Genomic DNA, 17,072 nt, shown 5'->3' on the forward strand with positions numbered 1-17,072 from the left:
CTACTCCTCAGGAGAAAGCGACCACCAACGGCCCGAGCAATGTCAAAAAGACATTGGCAAGCGCATAGGTGATTGCGAACGGGGTGGTAGGAATGGAATTGCCTGCCTTGTCGAGCACTTCGCCGAAGGCAGGATTTGCGCTGCGCGACCCGGAAAGAGCGCCAGCAAATATAGCCACATTGTCATATTTCAGCACGTAACGGCCAAAGAACATCGTGATGATCAGCGGCAGAATGGTTACGACCACACCGATCAGGAAAATGGTGAGACCGCTGCTGATAATTGTCTGCACGGCCTGCAGACCTGACTGGAGGCCGACAACTGCAACAAAGCCAGCGAGGCCCAAATCGCGCAGCAATGTGGAGGCACCCGTCGGCATGTTGCCGATGGTCATGTTCCGGCTGCGATACCAACCGAAGAGCAGACCTGACAGAAGCGCTCCGCCGCCGCTGCCAAGTGTCAGCGGTATCGAACCAATGCGCACGACAGCCAGACCGATCAGAAGACCGAAAGCGATACCGAGGCCATGGAACACGAAATCGGTCTTATCGCTTGGAACGATCACCGGACCGATAGACTTCGCCGCACGCTGCAAATCCTGATCGGTTCCGTAGAGTGAAACGACATCGCCAGCACTGATGACCGTATCAGGTTGCAGCGGCAAAGGCTTGTCGGCACGTTTGACGCCGATAACATAGACGCCGTGGCGCAGTTCAGAGCTTATATTCTCCTTGATCGCAGCAACGGTCTTGCCGACATAATCCGGTGAAGTGATCGTCACGTCACGGATTTGCACGACGACATCCATGCCTTCAGAAGATTGCAATTCGGTGCCGATCTTGTTGCCAGAAGCGACAACGCCTGAGCGCCTGCCGGCCACAAGAACGATGTCGTCCCTTTCCAGATGGAGATTGGGTGCGACGCCGATGATCTTGCCAGCACGTTTGACCCGTTCAATGGTTATGGCGTCTTCAACAGAGGTCATCGCCTCAATCTGGGCCACGGTCTTTCCTGATGCCTGTTCCACCTTATAGATGCGCCCCACAAGATCAGGAGCTGCTTCGCTTTCGCCCTGCCCCAAGACCCTTATGCCAGCCAACAGTTCGGCTTCCGCCTTGATGGCATCGTCGCGGATAGTGCGTCCCATGAATTTCGGCAGCAGATTGACGCAGACAATGATCGCTCCGAAGGAACCGAAAATATAGGTCACAGCATATCCAACAGCGACATTGGCCTGCAATCGCTGTACTTCGTCAGCTGCCAGACCAAGCTTGGAAATGGCCGAACTTGCCGTTCCGATGATTGCAGATTGCGTCAGCCCACCTGCTGCGATACCCGCCGCAAGACCTTTGTCCAAACCGAATATGCGCGCCATGATGACGACGGTCGCGAGACCGCTGATGGCGAGCACCGCGGCCATTGCGATCTCACGCAAGGATTGCCGCCCGAGTGATCTAAAGAATTGCGGACCACTTTCGAAACCGACCGCATAAATAAAAAGGGCGAAGAGCAGAGCCTTCACCCCATTATCGATCTGAACGCCCACCTGGCTGATTATCACCGCGACAAGCAGTGACCCGGCAACTCCTCCTAACTGGAACTTGCCGAAGTGTATCTTGCCGATCGCATACCCGCCGGCCAGGGAAAGGAACAAAGCAATTTCGGGTGCCTGCTGAAATATTGCCTGAAGCCAATGCATCCGTCCCTCCAAGCTCCGATAACAACCTAGGGTTAGCTAGAGCGGAAACACCAAAGACAAGAGGCCAAAAACACAAAATGTTAAAAGAAATGACAGCAAAGCCAAGATCGCTCAAAAAGGTGAAAGTGCTTTCTGGAATTGTTCTATTCTAGAACGGAGACAATCTCTTTACATCGTTCTGTGATGAAACCTTAAAATCGATCAATATCGGGATAAGATGTCTGGAAAAAACAGGACACAGACATAAAATATGTCTGACGACGATCCTCCTCTTGCAACGGGGTGATTGACGGGCATTTTAAGAATGAAAGCAGGCTGAAGTAATGAGTGAAAAGCGAGCCCCCCATCTCGTTGTCGTCGGCGCCGGTTTTGGCGGATTGCAACTGATCCACGACCTTAGAAACGTCGACGTGCGAATCACGCTGATCGATCAGCGTAATCATCACCTGTTCCAGCCGCTTCTCTATCAGGTTGCAACAACCATTCTCGCCACGTCCGAAATTGCCTGGCCGATCCGGCATCTGTTCAAAGATCGCAAGGAAGTGACCACGCTATTGGGCACAGTCACCGATGTTGACAGCGAGCACCGTCAGGTGCTGCTCGAAAACGGCACCGAAATTTCGTACGACATGCTCGTAATCGCCACCGGAGCACGACACGCCTATTTCGGTAACGATCAATGGGAAGCGTTGGCCCCCGGACTGAAGGCGCTTGAGGACGCAACCACCATTCGCCGTCGCCTGCTTCTCGCCTTTGAGCGTGCAGAACGTGAAAGCGATGAAGCAAAGCGGCAAGCGTTGTTGACATTTGCCATCGTCGGTGGCGGACCGACGGGCGTTGAACTAGCAGGCATTATCGCTGAGTTGGCCAAACAAACCATATGGCCGGAGTTTCGCAATATAGACACGCGGCAGACACGCGTGATGCTGCTTGAAGCCGGTCCGCGCGTTCTGGCGGCGTTTCCAGAAGACCTGTCCAATTATGCGTTGAAAGCGCTCGAAAAACTGGGGGTGGAAGTACGGCTCGGAATTCCGGTCAAGGACATCACAGCCGAGGGCGTGACTGTCGGCGAAGAGTTCATTCCATGCCGGACGGCAATCTGGGCAGCAGGCGTGGCTGCCTCTCCAGCCGCAACGTGGCTCAACGCCGAGAGTGACCGAGCAGGGCGCGTGAAGGTGTTATCCAACCTCAATGTACCTGGCCATGAGGATATCTTCGTCATTGGTGATACGGCGTGGGTCGAGGGACCGGACGGCAAGCCGGTTCCGGGTATTGCCCCTGCCGCCAAGCAGCAAGGTGCCTATGTTGCCAAGGTCATCAAAAGTCGCATTGAAGGAAAGACCCCACCGATGCCATTCCGTTATAAGCATCAGGGCAATCTTGCGACCATCGGCAGAGGCGCCGCTGTGGTTGATATGGGTCGCTTCAAGCTTAAGGGGCTAATCGCCTGGTGGTTCTGGGGCATTGCGCACATCTTCTTCCTTATTGGAACGCGAAGCCGTGCCGCTGTCGCCTGGAGCTGGCTCTGGACTTACATCTCCGGCCAGCATAGCGCCCGGTTGATAACGCAAGGCAAACCTGTAGAGCGCTAGATGGAAGACGGCCCGCCAGAAGCGGGCCGTTTCTCTTACTGTCTGATATGCCGTTATTCAGCAGGTTCCAGCTGCGGCACAAGGTCTGTGACAACGGGCGTTCCGTTCATCGCTGCGGCCAACTTGTCGGTGTCGAGTTCATTTTCCCAACGTGCCACAACGATGGTTGCGACCGCATTGCCAACGAGATTGGTCAGCGCGCGACATTCTGACATGAAGCGGTCGATACCGAGGATCAGGGCCATGCCCGCGACTGGAACGGCTGGAACAACGGACAGCGTAGCTGCTAGCGTGATGAAACCGGCACCCGTAATGCCTGCTGCACCCTTGGAGCTCAGCATTGCCACGAGTAGAAGCAGTATCTGATCACTCAGTGACAGTGGAATATCCGTTGCCTGCGCGATGAAGAGGGCTGCCAGCGTCATATAGATATTTGTGCCGTCGAGGTTGAACGAATAACCCGTCGGAATGACGAGGCCAACGACAGAGCGCTTGCAGCCAGCCTTCTCCATCTTGTCCATCAGCGCGGGAAGTGCGGCTTCAGACGAAGATGTGCCCAGAACCAGCAGCAGCTCTTCCTTGATGTAGCGAATGAGAGCGAGGATTGAGAAGCCATTGTAACGGGCGACTGCTCCCAGAACGACAAGCACGAACAGCAGGGCCGTGAGATAGAATGTGCCGATCAAAAGCGCGAGATTGGCGATCGAGCCTATGCCGTATTTGCCGATGGTGAATGCCATGGCACCGAAAGCCCCGATTGGAGCGGCCTTCATGAGGATCGAAACCAGCTTGAAAACGGGTGCTGTCAGGACATGAAGAAAATCGGTGACAGGCTTGCCCTTGTCGCCGACCAGAGCCAGCGCAATACCAAACAGAACCGAGAAGAACAGCACCTGCAGAATGTCGCCGTCTGCGAATGCTCCAACAATCGTTGTCGGGATGATGTTACTCAGAAAGCCGGTGATGGTCTGCTCATGTGCCTTGGCGGCGTAGTTGGCAACGGCCTTCGGATCAAGCGAAGCCGGGTCGATGTGCATCCCGGCGCCCGGCTGTACGACGTTGGCGACGATGAGTCCAATAATCAAGGCAAGCGTCGAGAAGGTTAGGAAGTAGATCATGGCCTTACCGGCAACGCGACCGACCTTTTTCATATCGGTCATTCCGGCGATGCCGGTTGCAACGGTCAGGAAGATGACAGGCGCGATAATCATCTTCACGAGCTTGATGAACGCATCGCCAAGCGGCTTCAACTGCGTGCCCAGCTCGGGATAAAAATGGCCAAGCAGAATACCGGCAGCAATAGCCACCAATACCTGTACATAAAGATGCTTGTAGAAGGGAATTGGGCCGCGCGGCGCAGCCGCGGCACCTGTCGGTACTGCAATCATAGTGTCCTCCGTTCGGCTCAGTCCGGAACCTGTCCAGCCTCCCAAGCCTTCAGTCTCGAATTCCAACGGTCCCAGCCGCTGCTGAACTGATTGATTGCAATGTCCGTGCCAGTTTGGAGATGACTCACTAACATGTTGTTTTCTTTAAATTTGTGAGTTTTTGCGTCGAAGTAAATCTAGCAGAAGTGTGATTATCCGCACAATTTTATTTCCAATTTGTGTGAAATATTGCACAATGAGAGCAATGAGTTCGAACCCCTCCCCAGCGGACAGCCGCACCCGACCCACAAACATCAACCGACGGATCTGGGCGTTGTTCGGATTGTTTTGGGCTGCGGTTTTCGCGCTTGCATTCTGGGTCGTCGGCGACATGGCACGAGACAAGGCCGTCCTCGCATTAAGCGAGCAGACAAGGATCGATGCCAACCTCAACACTGCACTGTTGCGCGCTGTTCTCGACAAGCAACGTGCTTTGCCTCTGGTGCTGTCAAAGGACAAGGCGCTGGAATCTGCATTACTGGACAAAACAGCCCCAACAATCGATCCCTTGAATGAGAAACTCGAAGCATTGGCGGATGGGACGCAAGCGGCCGTCATTTATCTTGTCGGCATGGACGGCATTGCCATCGCGGCAAGCAACTGGCGCGGACCAACAAGTTTTGTCGGCAACGACTACAAGTTTCGCCCCTATTTTCACAACGCTTTGAAAAACGGGGATGCAGAGTACTTTGCGCTCGGCAATGTCAGCAATCGCCCAGGTCTTTACATATCCCGTCGCATCGACGGCCCGAGCGGTCCGTTGGGGGTGATCGTTGTCAAGCTGGAGTTCGACAGGCTGGAAAGTGACTGGAACAATGCCGGACGACCGACCTTCGTGACGGATGAACGCAATATCGTTCTAATTACAAGCTTGCCGTCCTGGCGTTTCATGACCATTGGCTCGATCAATCAGGAGCAGCTTCAGTTTATCCGCGATAGCCTGCAGTTTGGTGACGCGCCACTTAAACCCTTGCCCCTGTCGATCAAGTCAATTGACGGCGAGGATGTACAGTTGATTGATGCGCTGCTGCCCGGCAATGCGCGCAATACCGACTTTCTCGCGATCCGTTCGATCGTGCCTTCCACTCCCTGGCAGATGTACAGTCTCGCGCCAATTCGCCCGCAGATACCTTCCGCCATTCGAGAAGCCCGGTTGTTCACCTTTATCATCCTTTCAGCTATCGCAACGGTTGCCGGACTTCTTCTACGTCGCAGGCAGAAAATCGCGACACGCATCGCCAATGCACAGCGTACACAGATGGAACTGGAAGAACGCGTGGAAGAGCGCACCCGCGATCTCAGTCTGGCACGCGACAGACTGCAAGCTGAGATCAGCGACCATCGTCGCACCGAAACAATGCTGCAAGGGGTGCAGCAGGACCTCGTGCACGCCAATCGCCTGGCTATCATGGGGCAAGTAGCGGCTGGCGTGGCGCATGAAATCAACCAGCCCGTCGCAACCATTCGCGCCTATGCAGACAACGCAAAAACCTTCATCGAACGGAAACGCCTTTCCGACGCAACCGAAAACCTCAGTGAAATCGCCGCATTAACAGACCGCATAGGTACAATCACGGGCGACCTTAAAGCACTTGCCCGCAAGGGACGCACTCCTTCCGAGCCGACTTCGCTCAGTCAGGTCATTTCGGGTGCGCTGGTACTGCTGCGAAGCAGGTTCTCCGGGCGCATGGATCAGCTCGATATCGCACTACCACCGCCGGAACTGCAAGTTATCGGTCATTCAATCCGGCTGGAACAGGTTTTCATCAACCTGTTCCAGAATGCACTGGAAGCCATTGATTTAAAACAGAATGATGGAAAAATTGATGTCCGTACTCATGTAGATCGTGACAAAGTCGTCATATTGGTTTCCGACAATGGACCGGGTATGCCGCAGCATATTCGCGACAATCTGTTTTCGCCTTTCAATACATCGAAGGAAAAAGGTCTCGGTCTAGGTCTTGTGATCGTCAAGGAGATCGTCACTGACTATGGCGGGGCCATCTCCGCCGACAGTAATGCCGCAGGCACATCTTTCCGCATCGAACTGAGAAAAGCATGATGGACAAGTCACCCTCCGTTATTCTTGTCGACGATGACAAGGCGCTCCGCCGCGCCACTCGTCAAACGCTTGAGCTTGCCGGTTTCGAGGTTGCTGATTTTCCAAGCGCACTGGATGCGTTGAACAGCGTTACTTTTGAGTATGATGGCGTTGTCGTTACCGATGTCCGCATGCCGCAGATCGACGGTCTCCAATTCTTTGCCCGGATCAAAGCCATTGACCCCGATTTGCCAGTAATCCTGATTACTGGCCACGGTGATATTCCGATGGCGGTGCAAGCCATTCAGGACGGTGCCTATGATTTCATCGCCAAGCCGTTTGCAGCCGACAGGCTCGTGCACAGCATCCGTCGTGCATGGGAAAAGAGACAACTTATCGTTGAAAACCGCGCCTTGCGCGAAGCCGCCGAGAATGTGGAGGGCGATCTGCCGTTGATCGGCCAGACACCGGCGATGGAAAATCTGCGCCGTACCTTGCGCGATATAGCCGATACGGATGTTGATGTGCTCGTGGCTGGTGAAACTGGCAGTGGCAAGGAAGTCGTCGCACAGTTGCTGCACAACTGGGGCCACCGCCGCAAAGGCAATTTCGTAGCGCTCAACTGCGGAGCCTTGCCCGAAACGGTGATTGAAAGCGAACTGTTCGGTCACGAGGCAGGTGCCTTTACGGGAGCTCAGAAAAAGCGGCTCGGACGGGTTGAACATGCAAGTGGTGGTACGCTGTTTCTCGATGAAATTGAAAGCATGCCTGCAGCAACACAAGTGAAACTGCTGCGCGTCCTTGAGATGCGCGAAATCACACCACTCGGTACGAATGAGGTTCGCCCCGTCGATCTGCGGGTTGTGGCTGCAGCAAAGATCGACCTCGGTGACCCCACCCAGAGAGGCGACTTCCGTGAGGACCTCTATTACCGGCTGAATGTCGTCACGCTTTCCATCCCGCCGCTGAGAGAAAGACGGGACGACATTCCGTTGCTTTTTGCACATTTCCTGACGCGAGCGTCGAAACGCTTCAATCGCGATGTGCCCGCTATCGATGCAGCGACACACCGACATCTCATGAACCATAGCTGGCCGGGAAATGTCCGCGAATTGGCACATTTTGCCGACCGCGTAGCGCTTGGCGTTGCGAAACCGGCTCACTTGCTGCAATCGATGGTCGGCAATCAAGAAACACTTCCAAAACGGCTCGAGCGCTACGAAGAAACGCTCATCCGCGAAACGCTTGCCGCCCATAATGGCAATGTTCAGGAAACCATTGAGGCGCTCGGTATTCCGCGAAAGACCTTTTACGATAAGATGCAACGTCATGGCATCAATCGCGCGGACTATCGCACCAACGGCGATTGAAGTTCATCTGCCATCTGTCTGGGAGGACCACGATGACCTTGAAACTCTACCTTCATCCCTTTTCGTCGTACTGCCAGAAGGCGATAACCGCCTTCTATGAAAAGGACATAGCTTTCGAAGCAAGAATGCTTGATGGTACGGAACCGGTAGCGAGCGAGTTCAACGCCCTTTGGCCCTTCGGTAAATTCCCCGTGCTAACGCATAATGGAAAACTGGTGTTTGAAGCGACCGGTATCATCGAGTATCTCGACGCTGCCTATCCCCACACCAGACAACTAATCCCATCAGACCCGCTTGTCAGCGCGGACGTGAGAATGTGGGATCGTTTCTTCGATAATTACATAAACTACCCGCAGCAACGCCTCGTCTATATCGCACTTGGTCGCGAGCATGACGACGGGGGCAATCGCTGGCGAGCAGCCTTCGATACAGCCTATGCGTTTCTGGATCGACATATGGAAGGGCGCAAATGGGTCTCGGGCGATGATTTCAGCCTTGCCGACTGCGCTGCGGCGCCTGCCCTGCTCTACGCAGACTGGACCTATGCCATTCCCGAAAAATTCGCCAATGTGTGGACCTATCGCAAACGTCTGCTTGCACGGCCGAGCTATGCCAGCGCACTCGACGAAGCGCGACCATTCCGTCATCTGTTTCCGTTAGGAGCGCCCGAAGAAGGTAGGGACTGACAGCCTATCGCGGCGAAGCGATCAACTGTCCCGTAGAAGTGTGCCGCATAACTTCCATCGGAATGCCATAGATTTCCTCCAGGCGTTCCGGCACCATAATTCCCTTAGGCGTGGATTGTGCGATCAATCTGCCGCTGTGGAGTGCAAACACTTCATCGCAAAAGCGTGCGGCCATATTGACATCATGCAAGACGACGAAGACGCTCAGGTCCTTTTCGTGTGACAGCTTACGCACAAGCGAGAGAACTTCGATCTGGTGCGCGATATCCAGCGCCGAAGTCGGTTCATCAAGCAGAAGGCATTCCGCATCCTGAGCAACCAGCATGGCGAGCCAGACGCGCTGACGCTCACCGCCCGAAGGGTGTCGACCAATCGGTCCGCGAAGGCTCCGATCCCGGTCAGTTCGATGGCTTCTTCCACCTTCTGACGATCCGTTGCGCCGAAGCGCCCTAGAGCACCGTGCCAGGGGTAGCGCCCCAAAGCGACAAGTTCCTTGACCAGCATGCCTGCCGCAGGTGCAGTCTGCTGTGGCAGATAGGCAAGCTTGCGCGCAAACTCACGGTCACCCCAATCACCAAGCGCCTTACCCGCAAAGCGTACAATCCCGCCGGACGCTGGCTGCTGCCGAGCCAAAATTTTCAGAAGTGTTGATTTGCCTGAACCATTATGCCCGATAAGCGCTGTCAGACTTCCCACCGGTATCGACATCGTCAGCGGTTGCAACAGGATGCGCCCGGCGGCTGAAAAGGTGACATTCTCGAGTTCGAACAGAGCGGAGGTCATCATTCTCATTCCTGATTTTGGTCAACTCTAGGGTCAGGACCTAGATATCTGCCCTGCAATAAAGCAGTTCATCGAAGGTTGATAGCAAAATATGAGAAAGATATACATGTTTTGAGAAACATCATCGGGAAGAAGAGTTTGGGCTTCCATCCGCATATGAAAAGTCACATTGAAGACGTCAGCTTACTGGACGATCTCCATTATCGCGTTTGGAGTGGCGCAATCGCCGACGTATGGTCGGTCGATTGCGGACCAGGCGCACGCGGAGAGTATGTTTCGGAAGCGCCGCGCCTTTTTCTTGTGCTTGAAAGCCGAGGGGAACTGGCAATCCGCCCCGAACAAACCAACCATACGCTGGCGAGTGTTCAACCGCGGCAAAGGCTTTGCTACGTCCCTGCTGGCATGACGATCTGGAGCCGCGTAACACGTCCGGGAAAACTAAAGCATCTCGATCTGCATTTCGATATTACTGCCCTACAACAACGCTTCGGTCACGTACTGGACAAAAGTAGCATCGAAAAGCCTCGCCTGTTCTTTTCGAACTCGAAGATCGAACAGATTGGTTCCTTGCTGGCCGAAGAATGCATTTCAAAAGCGCCGATGCATGACCTTTATGGAGAGGGTCTGCTAACCGCACTTGTAACAGAACTCTTTGAAGCGCAGCTGAAACAAAGGACGCTTAACAGCAAGCTTTCACCGCGACAGCTTCGCCGCGTGACTGAATTCATGGAGGATAATTACGCGCGCGTTATCCGCCTTCAAGAACTGGCAACGCTCACCGGATTGTCCGAATCCTATTTCTGCAGCGCCTTCAAGGCCTCGACAGGCGTTTCACCGCACGCCTGGCAGATGCGGAAGCGCATTGATCAAGCGCAGATGCTGCTTCTGCAACCAAACGTCTCCTTACCCCATATCGCAGCTCTCACGGGCTTCGCCGATCAGGCGCATTTCACCCGTGTTTTCAAGAAACTGACCGGCACTACGCCTGCCGCCTGGGTCAGACAACACCAACAGTAAACCCAGCGCGAGCGATATTTGAGGACATTTTACATTAGCCAAAGATCATTCAATTGGGCGAAATAACGAACAATCTTCTAGCAATATCTTGATGTAAATACTCATATTAATTCGCAATGCGTTGCAGCGCTGACGCATTCGCCGTACCTGGCTGTTGTCTTATCGGACGTTGGCAAGTTGGGTCAGATATAGGATTTCTCAAGGGGCTTGCACCGAATGACCACATCGATAAAGCAACACTTCCTGATGCTGCTGGCCGGCAACGCAGCATTTGCGTTTCTGCCGGTTTCGACAACCTATGCGCAAGAGGCTAACAATACGGTTCGCCTTGACACGGTTGTCGTACAGACGAGAAATGGTCGTAGTGATGAGGGTGTTGCGCCGGTAAACGGCTTTGTTCCAACAGCAACGACAACCGGCTCGAAAGACAGCGTTGCCATCGAAAAGATTCCACAATCCGTATCAGTTGTAGGGCGCAAGCAGATGGATGCCATCGGCGCGCAAAAGCTGGACGAAGCATTGCGCTATACGCCAGGTGTGCTCGGACAGCCTTTCGGTGTCGATAACGATACCGACTGGCTCTATATTCGCGGTTTCGAAGCCACCCAATACGGCACCTATCTCGACGGTTTGCAGAACTTCAGCTACGGCTTCGGTGGTTTCCTGATCGATAGCTTTGGCATTGAACGTATCGACGTTCTGCGTGGTGCATCGTCTGCCCTTTACGGCGGGTCCAATCCGGGCGGCATTGTCAACTATATCAGCAAGCGTCCGACCGACGAGCGGTTGCGATATCTAGAAACGGGCGTCAATAGTTACGGTAATGCCTATCTTGGCTTCGACATCGGCGACAAAGCCAGCGATACGGTCAATTACCGTGTGAACGGCAAGATTCAGGGTGGCAATAATTATACAGACTTCGCCAAGGAATTTCGCGGCGTCATCTCGCCAAGCATTGAATACAAGCCGGACGAAGCGACGAAGCTGACCATTCTCGGCAACTATACCCATCTTGATCTGACCCACGATGGCGGAGGCTTTCTTCCCTACTATGGCACTGTCGTTCCAACCGAGTTCGGCAAGATTTCGCGCAAGCGAAATTTCACCGAGCCCGACATTGATTCCTACGAGCGCGAGCAGGCCTCCATCGGCTATGAATTCGAGCATCAGTTCGACAATGACTGGACTGTACGGCAGAACGTTCGCTATGGTTTTTCACATGTGAAAGAACACACCCTTTACGCCTATGGTTATGAAGGTTTCTTGCCGCAGCCGGCACCAGGAAATCCGAACATTGCGCGCATCAATTTCAGGCACGATACGACGGTCAATACCTTCCTTGCCGACAACCAGCTTGAGGGAACAGTCGAGACCGATGCTCTGACACACAATCTTCTGTTTGGTGTCGAGTACCGTTATTTCCGTATTGAACAGATGCAGCAGACCGGCGGGGCGACTGTTATCGATGGTTTCAATCCGATATATGGTGAACCACAGGGCCCGATGTTCGACCCTTATATCGATCAGGATCTGCGACGTCACCAGATCGGCATTTACGCACAGGATCGAGTAGAGTTCGGCGACGGCTGGATCGCAACATTCAACGGTCGCTACGACTATGTCAAAACTGACGCGGCAGGATTGCCGAGCTACGAATATAACAAGGGCAAAGCTTCAGGCCGCGCTGGACTGGGCTACGAGTTCGACAATGGCATAACGCCTTATGTCAGCGTCGCGACCTTCTTCAATCCGATCATCGAAACGCTGGCAGATGGCAGCTATGCTCAACCGGAGACGGGAACACAGTATGAAGTGGGCGTCAAATACCGTCCGGAATTGTTCGACGGCTTGATCACCGCTTCACTGTTTGATTTGACCAAGGAGAATGCCCTCACTGGCTCCAGCTTCGCGCGTGAGCAGCTTGGCAAGGTCAACTCGCGCGGTTTCGAACTGGAAGTTCAGGCCAATATCACCGATGCTTGGAAAGTGACTGCTTCGGTTACTGCCTACGACCTGAAAATCAAAGAGAATGACAGCAACCCCGATATTATCGGCAATCGTCCTTACCTCTTGCCGGAACAACAGGCCTCCGTCTTTGTCGAGTACAAAGTGCCAGACGGTGCTTTTCAAGGGGTGACGCTCGGCGGCGGTGTACGCTACCTCGGTTCCTCTTATGCCGATGAGGAAAATACACTCAAGGTGCCAGCTGTGGCGCTTGCCGACCTGAAGCTCGGTTACGAAAAAGACAATTGGGGGGTCGACCTCAACGTCACCAATCTGTTCGACAAGAACTATGTCGCTGGTTGTCAGGGCATTTATGTCTGCGGCTATGGTGAAGGGCGTAAAGCGCTACTCAAGGTCCACACCAAGTGGTGATTTTGAGATTGAATACCAAAGAGTGCCACGGTTGTGGCACTCTTTGAGGCCGTCTACAGAGTTTGCATGAATTCATGCAAGACGACAGCTTGATTATGCTCTTCGTCTTTCGCGCCATATAAGAGCGTTAGTCGCCCACCTCTTGCCTTGGCGGTCGCGATCAAATCCTTCAGTGTTGGCTTGTTACCTTCCAACTCTTCGCGATATTTTATCTGAAAATCATTCCATTTCGCCGGATCATGGCAGAACCATTTGCGAAGATTGGCGGTCGGGGCAATATCTTTGGCCCAAAGATCTATATCCGCCTTCTCCTTTGTCATACCGCGCGGCCAAACACGATCCACGAGTACACGGTAGCCATCGTTCGGTGAAGGAGCTTCATAAATACGCTTCAAGCCAATCGTCGTCATAGGAATGGTTCCTCAATGCCTCACCAACACATATGGCGAATGGAACCGCTTCGACAAGGCGACATTTCTGTTCTGGCGAACAAAGAGAAAAGCCGTGGCTGTCAGACATTGAATATCCGACAGCCACGGCTTTTACTGGCTCAAGCAAAGACGGTCGCAACTGCCTTTTTCGTCGCGGCAACAACCTTGTCTGCTTCTTCACGCGTCAGGCAGAGTGGTGGAGCAAATCCGAGAATATCGCCTTCAGGCATAGCGCGAGCGATAACGCCGTTGGCAAGAAGTGCCGTTGAAACCTGTGCGCCGATCTTCAGCGAAGGATCGAAGAATTTGCGGTCGTCGCGATCTTCCACGAATTCGATTGCCGCCATCAGACCTTCGCCGCGAACTTCGCCGACATGCTTGTGATCGCCAAGAGCATCCTGCAGTGCCTTGCGGAAATAGGCGCCTGTGGAGCCGGCATTTTCAACCAGTTTCAACTCGTCGATGAGCTTGAGATTGGCTACGCCTGCTGCAGCGCAGATCGGATGGGCAGAATAGGTCCAGCCATGGCCAATTGGCCCCATCTTGTCCGATCCCTGAACCAGCACCTGCCACATGCGGTCCGATACAATCGAGCCGGAAAGCGGTGCATAGGCCGAGGTTAATCCCTTGGCGATGGTAATCAGATCTGGCTTCATGCCGTAATGGTCGGAACCAAACATGCTGCCAAGACGGCCGAAGCCGGTAACGACCTCATCGGCAACGAGCAGAATATCGTAGCGATCAAGAACAGCCTGAATCTTCTGCCAATAGCCAGCAGGTGGCGGAACGATACCGCCGGTGCCCAGAACAGGTTCACCAATGAAGGCTGCGATTGTCTCCGGGCCTTCCGCAAGGATCATTTCCTCGAGCTTGTCGGCGCAATGTTGCGAAAACTGCTCTTCGCTCATCGAGCGGTCCGCGCGACGGAAATAATAAGGGGATTCCGTATGCAGGATAGGCGCACGCGGCAGGTCAAAGGCGTTGTGGAAGGTCGCAAGCCCTGTCATGCTGCCCGTCATCACACCCGAACCATGATATCCACGCCAACGAGAAATGATCTTCTTCTTTTCAGGGCGGCCAAGAATATTGTTGTAATACCAGATCAGCTTGATGTTGGTTTCGTTGGCATCCGAACCGGAAAGACCAAAATAGACGCGGCTCATATGGTCTGGTGCACGGTCGATGATCATCTTGGCAAGCGTGATGGACACTTCGGTGCCATGGCCGACATAGGCATGATAATAGGCAAGTTTGCGCGCCTGTTCTGCAATCGCATCCGCAATTTCCGTGCGGCCATAACCAACATTGACGCAATAAAGACCTGCGAAGGCATCAAGGCTCTTCCGGCCATTCACGTCGGCAATATACACGCCCTCGCCGCCTTCCAGCACGCGCGTTGGCGTTTCACCACGGGCATGCATACCCATATGCGTGGACGGATGAAAGAAATGATCCCGATCCCAAGCGGTCAGTTCATTGCTATTATTCAACATGGTTGTGTTCCTTTCCTGTCGCCACGCTTTCACGCGGCGGTATCGATGCAGAGATACTTGAGTTCGGTGAAGGCTTCGATGCCCTGATGGGAGCCTTCGCGGCCAAGACCGGATTGCTTCCAGCCGCCAAAGGGGATCGGTGCGCCGGTAATTTTCGCGCGGTTGATGGCTACCATTCCATATTCGAGTGCGCGCCCCATACGGAGCTGCCGGGCGCCATTCGCCGTTACAACATAGGCAACGAGACCATATTGTGTGGCATTGGCGCGGGCGATGACTTCGTCCTCATCGTCAAAAACCGTGACGGCAGCTACCGGTCCGAATGTCTCTTCGTGCATAATCGCCGCATCGTCAGGCGCATCGACCAGCAAGGTCGGCTCAAAGAAAAGCGAGTTCTCTCCCAGTCGGTTGCCGCCGACGAGTACCTTACTGCCTCGCTTTTCAGCGTCCCGCACGTGCTCTTCGACCTTGTCCAGCGCCCGGCTGTGCATCAGAGGCCCAATCTCCACCGTCGGATTAATCCCATTGCCGACCTTCAGCGCCGCAATGCGCGCTGCAAAAGCCTTTGTGAACGCTTTCAGAATGCCGCGCTGAACAAAGATACGGTTTGCAGCAAGGCAATCCTGACCAGAGGTCGCAAATTTGGCAGCCATAGCAACATCGACCGCCCGCTCGACATCGGCGTCATCGAAGATGATTAAAGGTGCATGTCCGCCAAGCTCCATGACAAGCCGTTTCATCGTATTCGCACATTTGGTAGCGATCAGCTTGCCGATTTCCGTCGAGCCGGTGAAGCTCAGCGCCCGTACACGCTCGTCGCGGCACAATACATCGACGATAGGCGCGGCCTTGCCAGTCACCACATTGAAGATACCCACAGGCATCCCAGCTCGTTCGGCCAGCTCGGCCAAGGCAAGCGCGGAAAGCGGTGTTTCTGAAGACGGATGCACGACGACCGGGCAACCGGCGGCAATCGCTGCAGCCGCCTTGCGTGTGATCATGGCATGCGGAAAATTCCATGGAGTAACAAGTGCTACGACACCCAACGCCTCGCGGCGCACAAGCATCTCGGCATTTTGGAGATGGCTCGCTATGGTTTCGCCGTTAATACGCTTGGCCTCTTCTGCAAACCATTCGATGAAAGACGCGCCATAATCGATCTCGCCGCGTGATTCCGCCAGCGGCTTGCCCTGCTCCAGCGTCATCAGCAATGCGAGATCTTCGCGATTTGCCATGACCAGCTCGAACCAACGCCGCAAGACCGCAGATCGTTCCTGGGGCAGCTTATCACGCCAGGTCGAAAAGGCCTTTACTGCGGCATCGATCGCGAGCGTCGTGTCAGCTTCGCCAAGACTAGCCACACGGGCAAGCCGCTGACCAGTTGCAGGATCGAGAACAGGGAAGGTTTCGGCCTTTCGTCCCGCAAACCAGCGTCCATCAATATAGCCAAGCTCGCGAAAAAGATGCTTATCGCGCAGCCTGCCAAGCCCGTCATGTTGTATCGGATGATCCAGAACGGCGTTCATTGTTCTTCTCCCAATTCAGGAAGAAGTTTGTCACAGGATAGCCCTGGATTCGGACCAAAGGCAGCCCGACGAACATGCGAATTGGACTAAATTTGAAAGCCAGACAGTCTGTTTGGGCTAGTCTGCGACTTCCCCGAACAGCGACAAAGGTGCGCTCGCTTTCTCGTCCTTGACCAGCTTGGTCACGATATAGGTGAAGTAGCGTTCTATGCCGATATTCTGGTCCAGAAGACGGTCAATCAGACGTTGATAGCCATCAATGTCGCGCGCCACGATCATCAGAAAATAGTCCACCCCACCGCCAACCGACCAGCAGGACACGATTTCGGCTACTGCTGTGACAGCTCTTTCGAACCGGTCAAAATCGCTTTGACGATGATTGCCCAGAGTGATCTGCACAATGACATTCGCGATGGGAGCAATTTTACGGTAGGCGATGCGTGCATGATAGCCCGTGACAATCCCCGCCTCTTCCAGCTTGCGCAGTCGCAGCCAGCAGGGTGTCGCAGAAAGCCCGACCTTCTCCGCCAAGGCAAGCTTGGTGATCCGCGCATTCTCCTGAACGGCTTCGAGAATACGCAAATCGACGGCGTCGAGCTTCAAGGCGGCTTTCATTCTGTTGATCCAGCAT

12 protein-coding genes and 1 pseudogene are annotated in these 17,072 nt (G+C 54.2%); 6 read left to right on the forward strand and 7 right to left on the reverse strand.

The window, feature by feature from the left end; translation table 11 throughout:
* Nucleotides 1-7 precede the first annotated feature (7 nt).
* Complete coding sequence (aspT, locus tag AAE521_RS10540; RefSeq protein WP_071630804.1) at nt 8-1,699, reverse strand: aspartate-alanine antiporter; 1,692 nt, start codon at nt 1,697-1,699, stop codon at nt 8-10.
* 323 nt (nt 1,700-2,022) lie between these two features.
* On the opposite strand from aspT, the gene AAE521_RS10545 reads away from it, so the two are divergent.
* A complete protein-coding gene (locus AAE521_RS10545; protein WP_071630805.1) occupies nt 2,023-3,291 on the forward strand; it encodes an NAD(P)/FAD-dependent oxidoreductase in 1,269 nt (422 codons plus the stop codon).
* A 53-nt stretch (nt 3,292-3,344) separates the two neighbouring features.
* Here AAE521_RS10545 and AAE521_RS10550 read toward each other — a convergent pair whose 3' ends face one another.
* On the reverse strand, nt 3,345-4,679 hold the full coding sequence (locus AAE521_RS10550) for a dicarboxylate/amino acid:cation symporter (protein WP_012092900.1): 1,335 nt from the start codon (nt 4,677-4,679) through the stop codon (nt 3,345-3,347).
* Between the two features lie 235 nt (nt 4,680-4,914).
* On the opposite strand from AAE521_RS10550, the gene AAE521_RS10555 reads away from it, so the two are divergent.
* Genes AAE521_RS10555 through AAE521_RS10565 form a run of 3 tightly spaced genes read left to right on the forward strand, consistent with a single transcriptional unit; the run spans nt 4,915 to nt 8,815 of the window.
* A complete protein-coding gene (locus AAE521_RS10555) occupies nt 4,915-6,780 on the forward strand; it encodes an ATP-binding protein (RefSeq protein WP_374864500.1) in 1,866 nt (621 codons plus the stop codon).
* Nucleotides 6,780-8,129, forward strand: a complete 1,350-nt coding sequence (locus tag AAE521_RS10560) for a sigma-54-dependent transcriptional regulator (RefSeq protein ID WP_071630956.1) — start codon at nt 6,780-6,782, stop codon at nt 8,127-8,129. The genes AAE521_RS10555 and AAE521_RS10560 overlap by 1 nt, the downstream gene beginning before the upstream one ends.
* A 32-nt stretch (nt 8,130-8,161) precedes the next feature.
* Entirely contained in the window at nt 8,162-8,815 is a 654-nt protein-coding gene (locus tag AAE521_RS10565) for a glutathione S-transferase family protein (protein ID WP_342061284.1), read from the forward strand.
* Nucleotides 8,816-8,819: 4 nt separating this feature from the next.
* On the opposite strand, the pseudogene AAE521_RS10570 reads toward AAE521_RS10565, so the two are convergent.
* Nucleotides 8,820-9,598 (reverse strand): annotated as a pseudogene (locus AAE521_RS10570) (ATP-binding cassette domain-containing protein).
* Between the two features lie 156 nt (nt 9,599-9,754).
* Here AAE521_RS10570 and AAE521_RS10575 point away from each other — a divergent pair.
* Entirely contained in the window at nt 9,755-10,615 is an 861-nt protein-coding gene (locus AAE521_RS10575) for a helix-turn-helix domain-containing protein (RefSeq protein WP_235817513.1), read from the forward strand.
* Nucleotides 10,616-10,831: 216 nt separating this feature from the next.
* Complete coding sequence (locus tag AAE521_RS10580; RefSeq protein WP_342061285.1) at nt 10,832-12,991, forward strand: TonB-dependent siderophore receptor; 2,160 nt, start codon at nt 10,832-10,834, stop codon at nt 12,989-12,991.
* A 53-nt stretch (nt 12,992-13,044) separates the two neighbouring features.
* On the opposite strand, the gene AAE521_RS10585 is transcribed toward AAE521_RS10580, so the two are convergent.
* From AAE521_RS10585 to AAE521_RS10600, 4 genes are all read right to left on the reverse strand, one after another.
* Nucleotides 13,045-13,401, reverse strand: coding sequence for a DUF488 domain-containing protein (locus tag AAE521_RS10585; RefSeq protein WP_342061286.1), 357 nt, complete (start codon nt 13,399-13,401; stop codon nt 13,045-13,047).
* Between the two features lie 140 nt (nt 13,402-13,541).
* Nucleotides 13,542-14,915, reverse strand: coding sequence for an aspartate aminotransferase family protein (locus AAE521_RS10590; RefSeq protein WP_342061287.1), 1,374 nt, complete (start codon nt 14,913-14,915; stop codon nt 13,542-13,544).
* Nucleotides 14,916-14,944: 29 nt separating this feature from the next.
* A complete protein-coding gene (locus tag AAE521_RS10595) occupies nt 14,945-16,441 on the reverse strand; it encodes an NAD-dependent succinate-semialdehyde dehydrogenase (RefSeq protein ID WP_342061288.1) in 1,497 nt (498 codons plus the stop codon).
* A 117-nt stretch (nt 16,442-16,558) separates the two neighbouring features.
* A complete protein-coding gene (locus AAE521_RS10600) occupies nt 16,559-17,044 on the reverse strand; it encodes an Lrp/AsnC family transcriptional regulator (protein ID WP_342061387.1) in 486 nt (161 codons plus the stop codon).
* Nucleotides 17,045-17,072: the final 28 nt, after the last annotated feature.

Origin of the sequence: Brucella cytisi (genome assembly GCF_038433355.1) — a bacterium.
GTDB lineage: Bacteria > Pseudomonadota > Alphaproteobacteria > Rhizobiales > Rhizobiaceae > Brucella > Brucella cytisi.

Excerpts from the sequence above, each read along its gene's own strand:
- aspT (WP_071630804.1), bottom strand. The coding sequence starts at position 1,699 with ATGCATTGGCTTCAGGCAATATTTCAGCAGGCACCCGAAATTGCTTTG.
- AAE521_RS10545 (WP_071630805.1), top strand. The coding sequence starts at position 2,023 with ATGAGTGAAAAGCGAGCCCCCCATCTCGTTGTCGTCGGCGCCGGTTTT.
- AAE521_RS10550 (WP_012092900.1), bottom strand. The coding sequence starts at position 4,679 with ATGATTGCAGTACCGACAGGTGCCGCGGCTGCGCCGCGCGGCCCAATT.
- AAE521_RS10555 (WP_374864500.1), top strand. The coding sequence starts at position 4,915 with ATGAGAGCAATGAGTTCGAACCCCTCCCCAGCGGACAGCCGCACCCGA.
- AAE521_RS10560 (WP_071630956.1), top strand. The coding sequence starts at position 6,780 with ATGGACAAGTCACCCTCCGTTATTCTTGTCGACGATGACAAGGCGCTC.
- AAE521_RS10565 (WP_342061284.1), top strand. The coding sequence starts at position 8,162 with ATGACCTTGAAACTCTACCTTCATCCCTTTTCGTCGTACTGCCAGAAG.
- AAE521_RS10575 (WP_235817513.1), top strand. The coding sequence starts at position 9,755 with ATGAAAAGTCACATTGAAGACGTCAGCTTACTGGACGATCTCCATTAT.
- AAE521_RS10580 (WP_342061285.1), top strand. The coding sequence starts at position 10,832 with ATGACCACATCGATAAAGCAACACTTCCTGATGCTGCTGGCCGGCAAC.
- AAE521_RS10585 (WP_342061286.1), bottom strand. The coding sequence starts at position 13,401 with ATGACGACGATTGGCTTGAAGCGTATTTATGAAGCTCCTTCACCGAAC.
- AAE521_RS10590 (WP_342061287.1), bottom strand. The coding sequence starts at position 14,915 with ATGTTGAATAATAGCAATGAACTGACCGCTTGGGATCGGGATCATTTC.
- AAE521_RS10595 (WP_342061288.1), bottom strand. The coding sequence starts at position 16,441 with ATGAACGCCGTTCTGGATCATCCGATACAACATGACGGGCTTGGCAGG.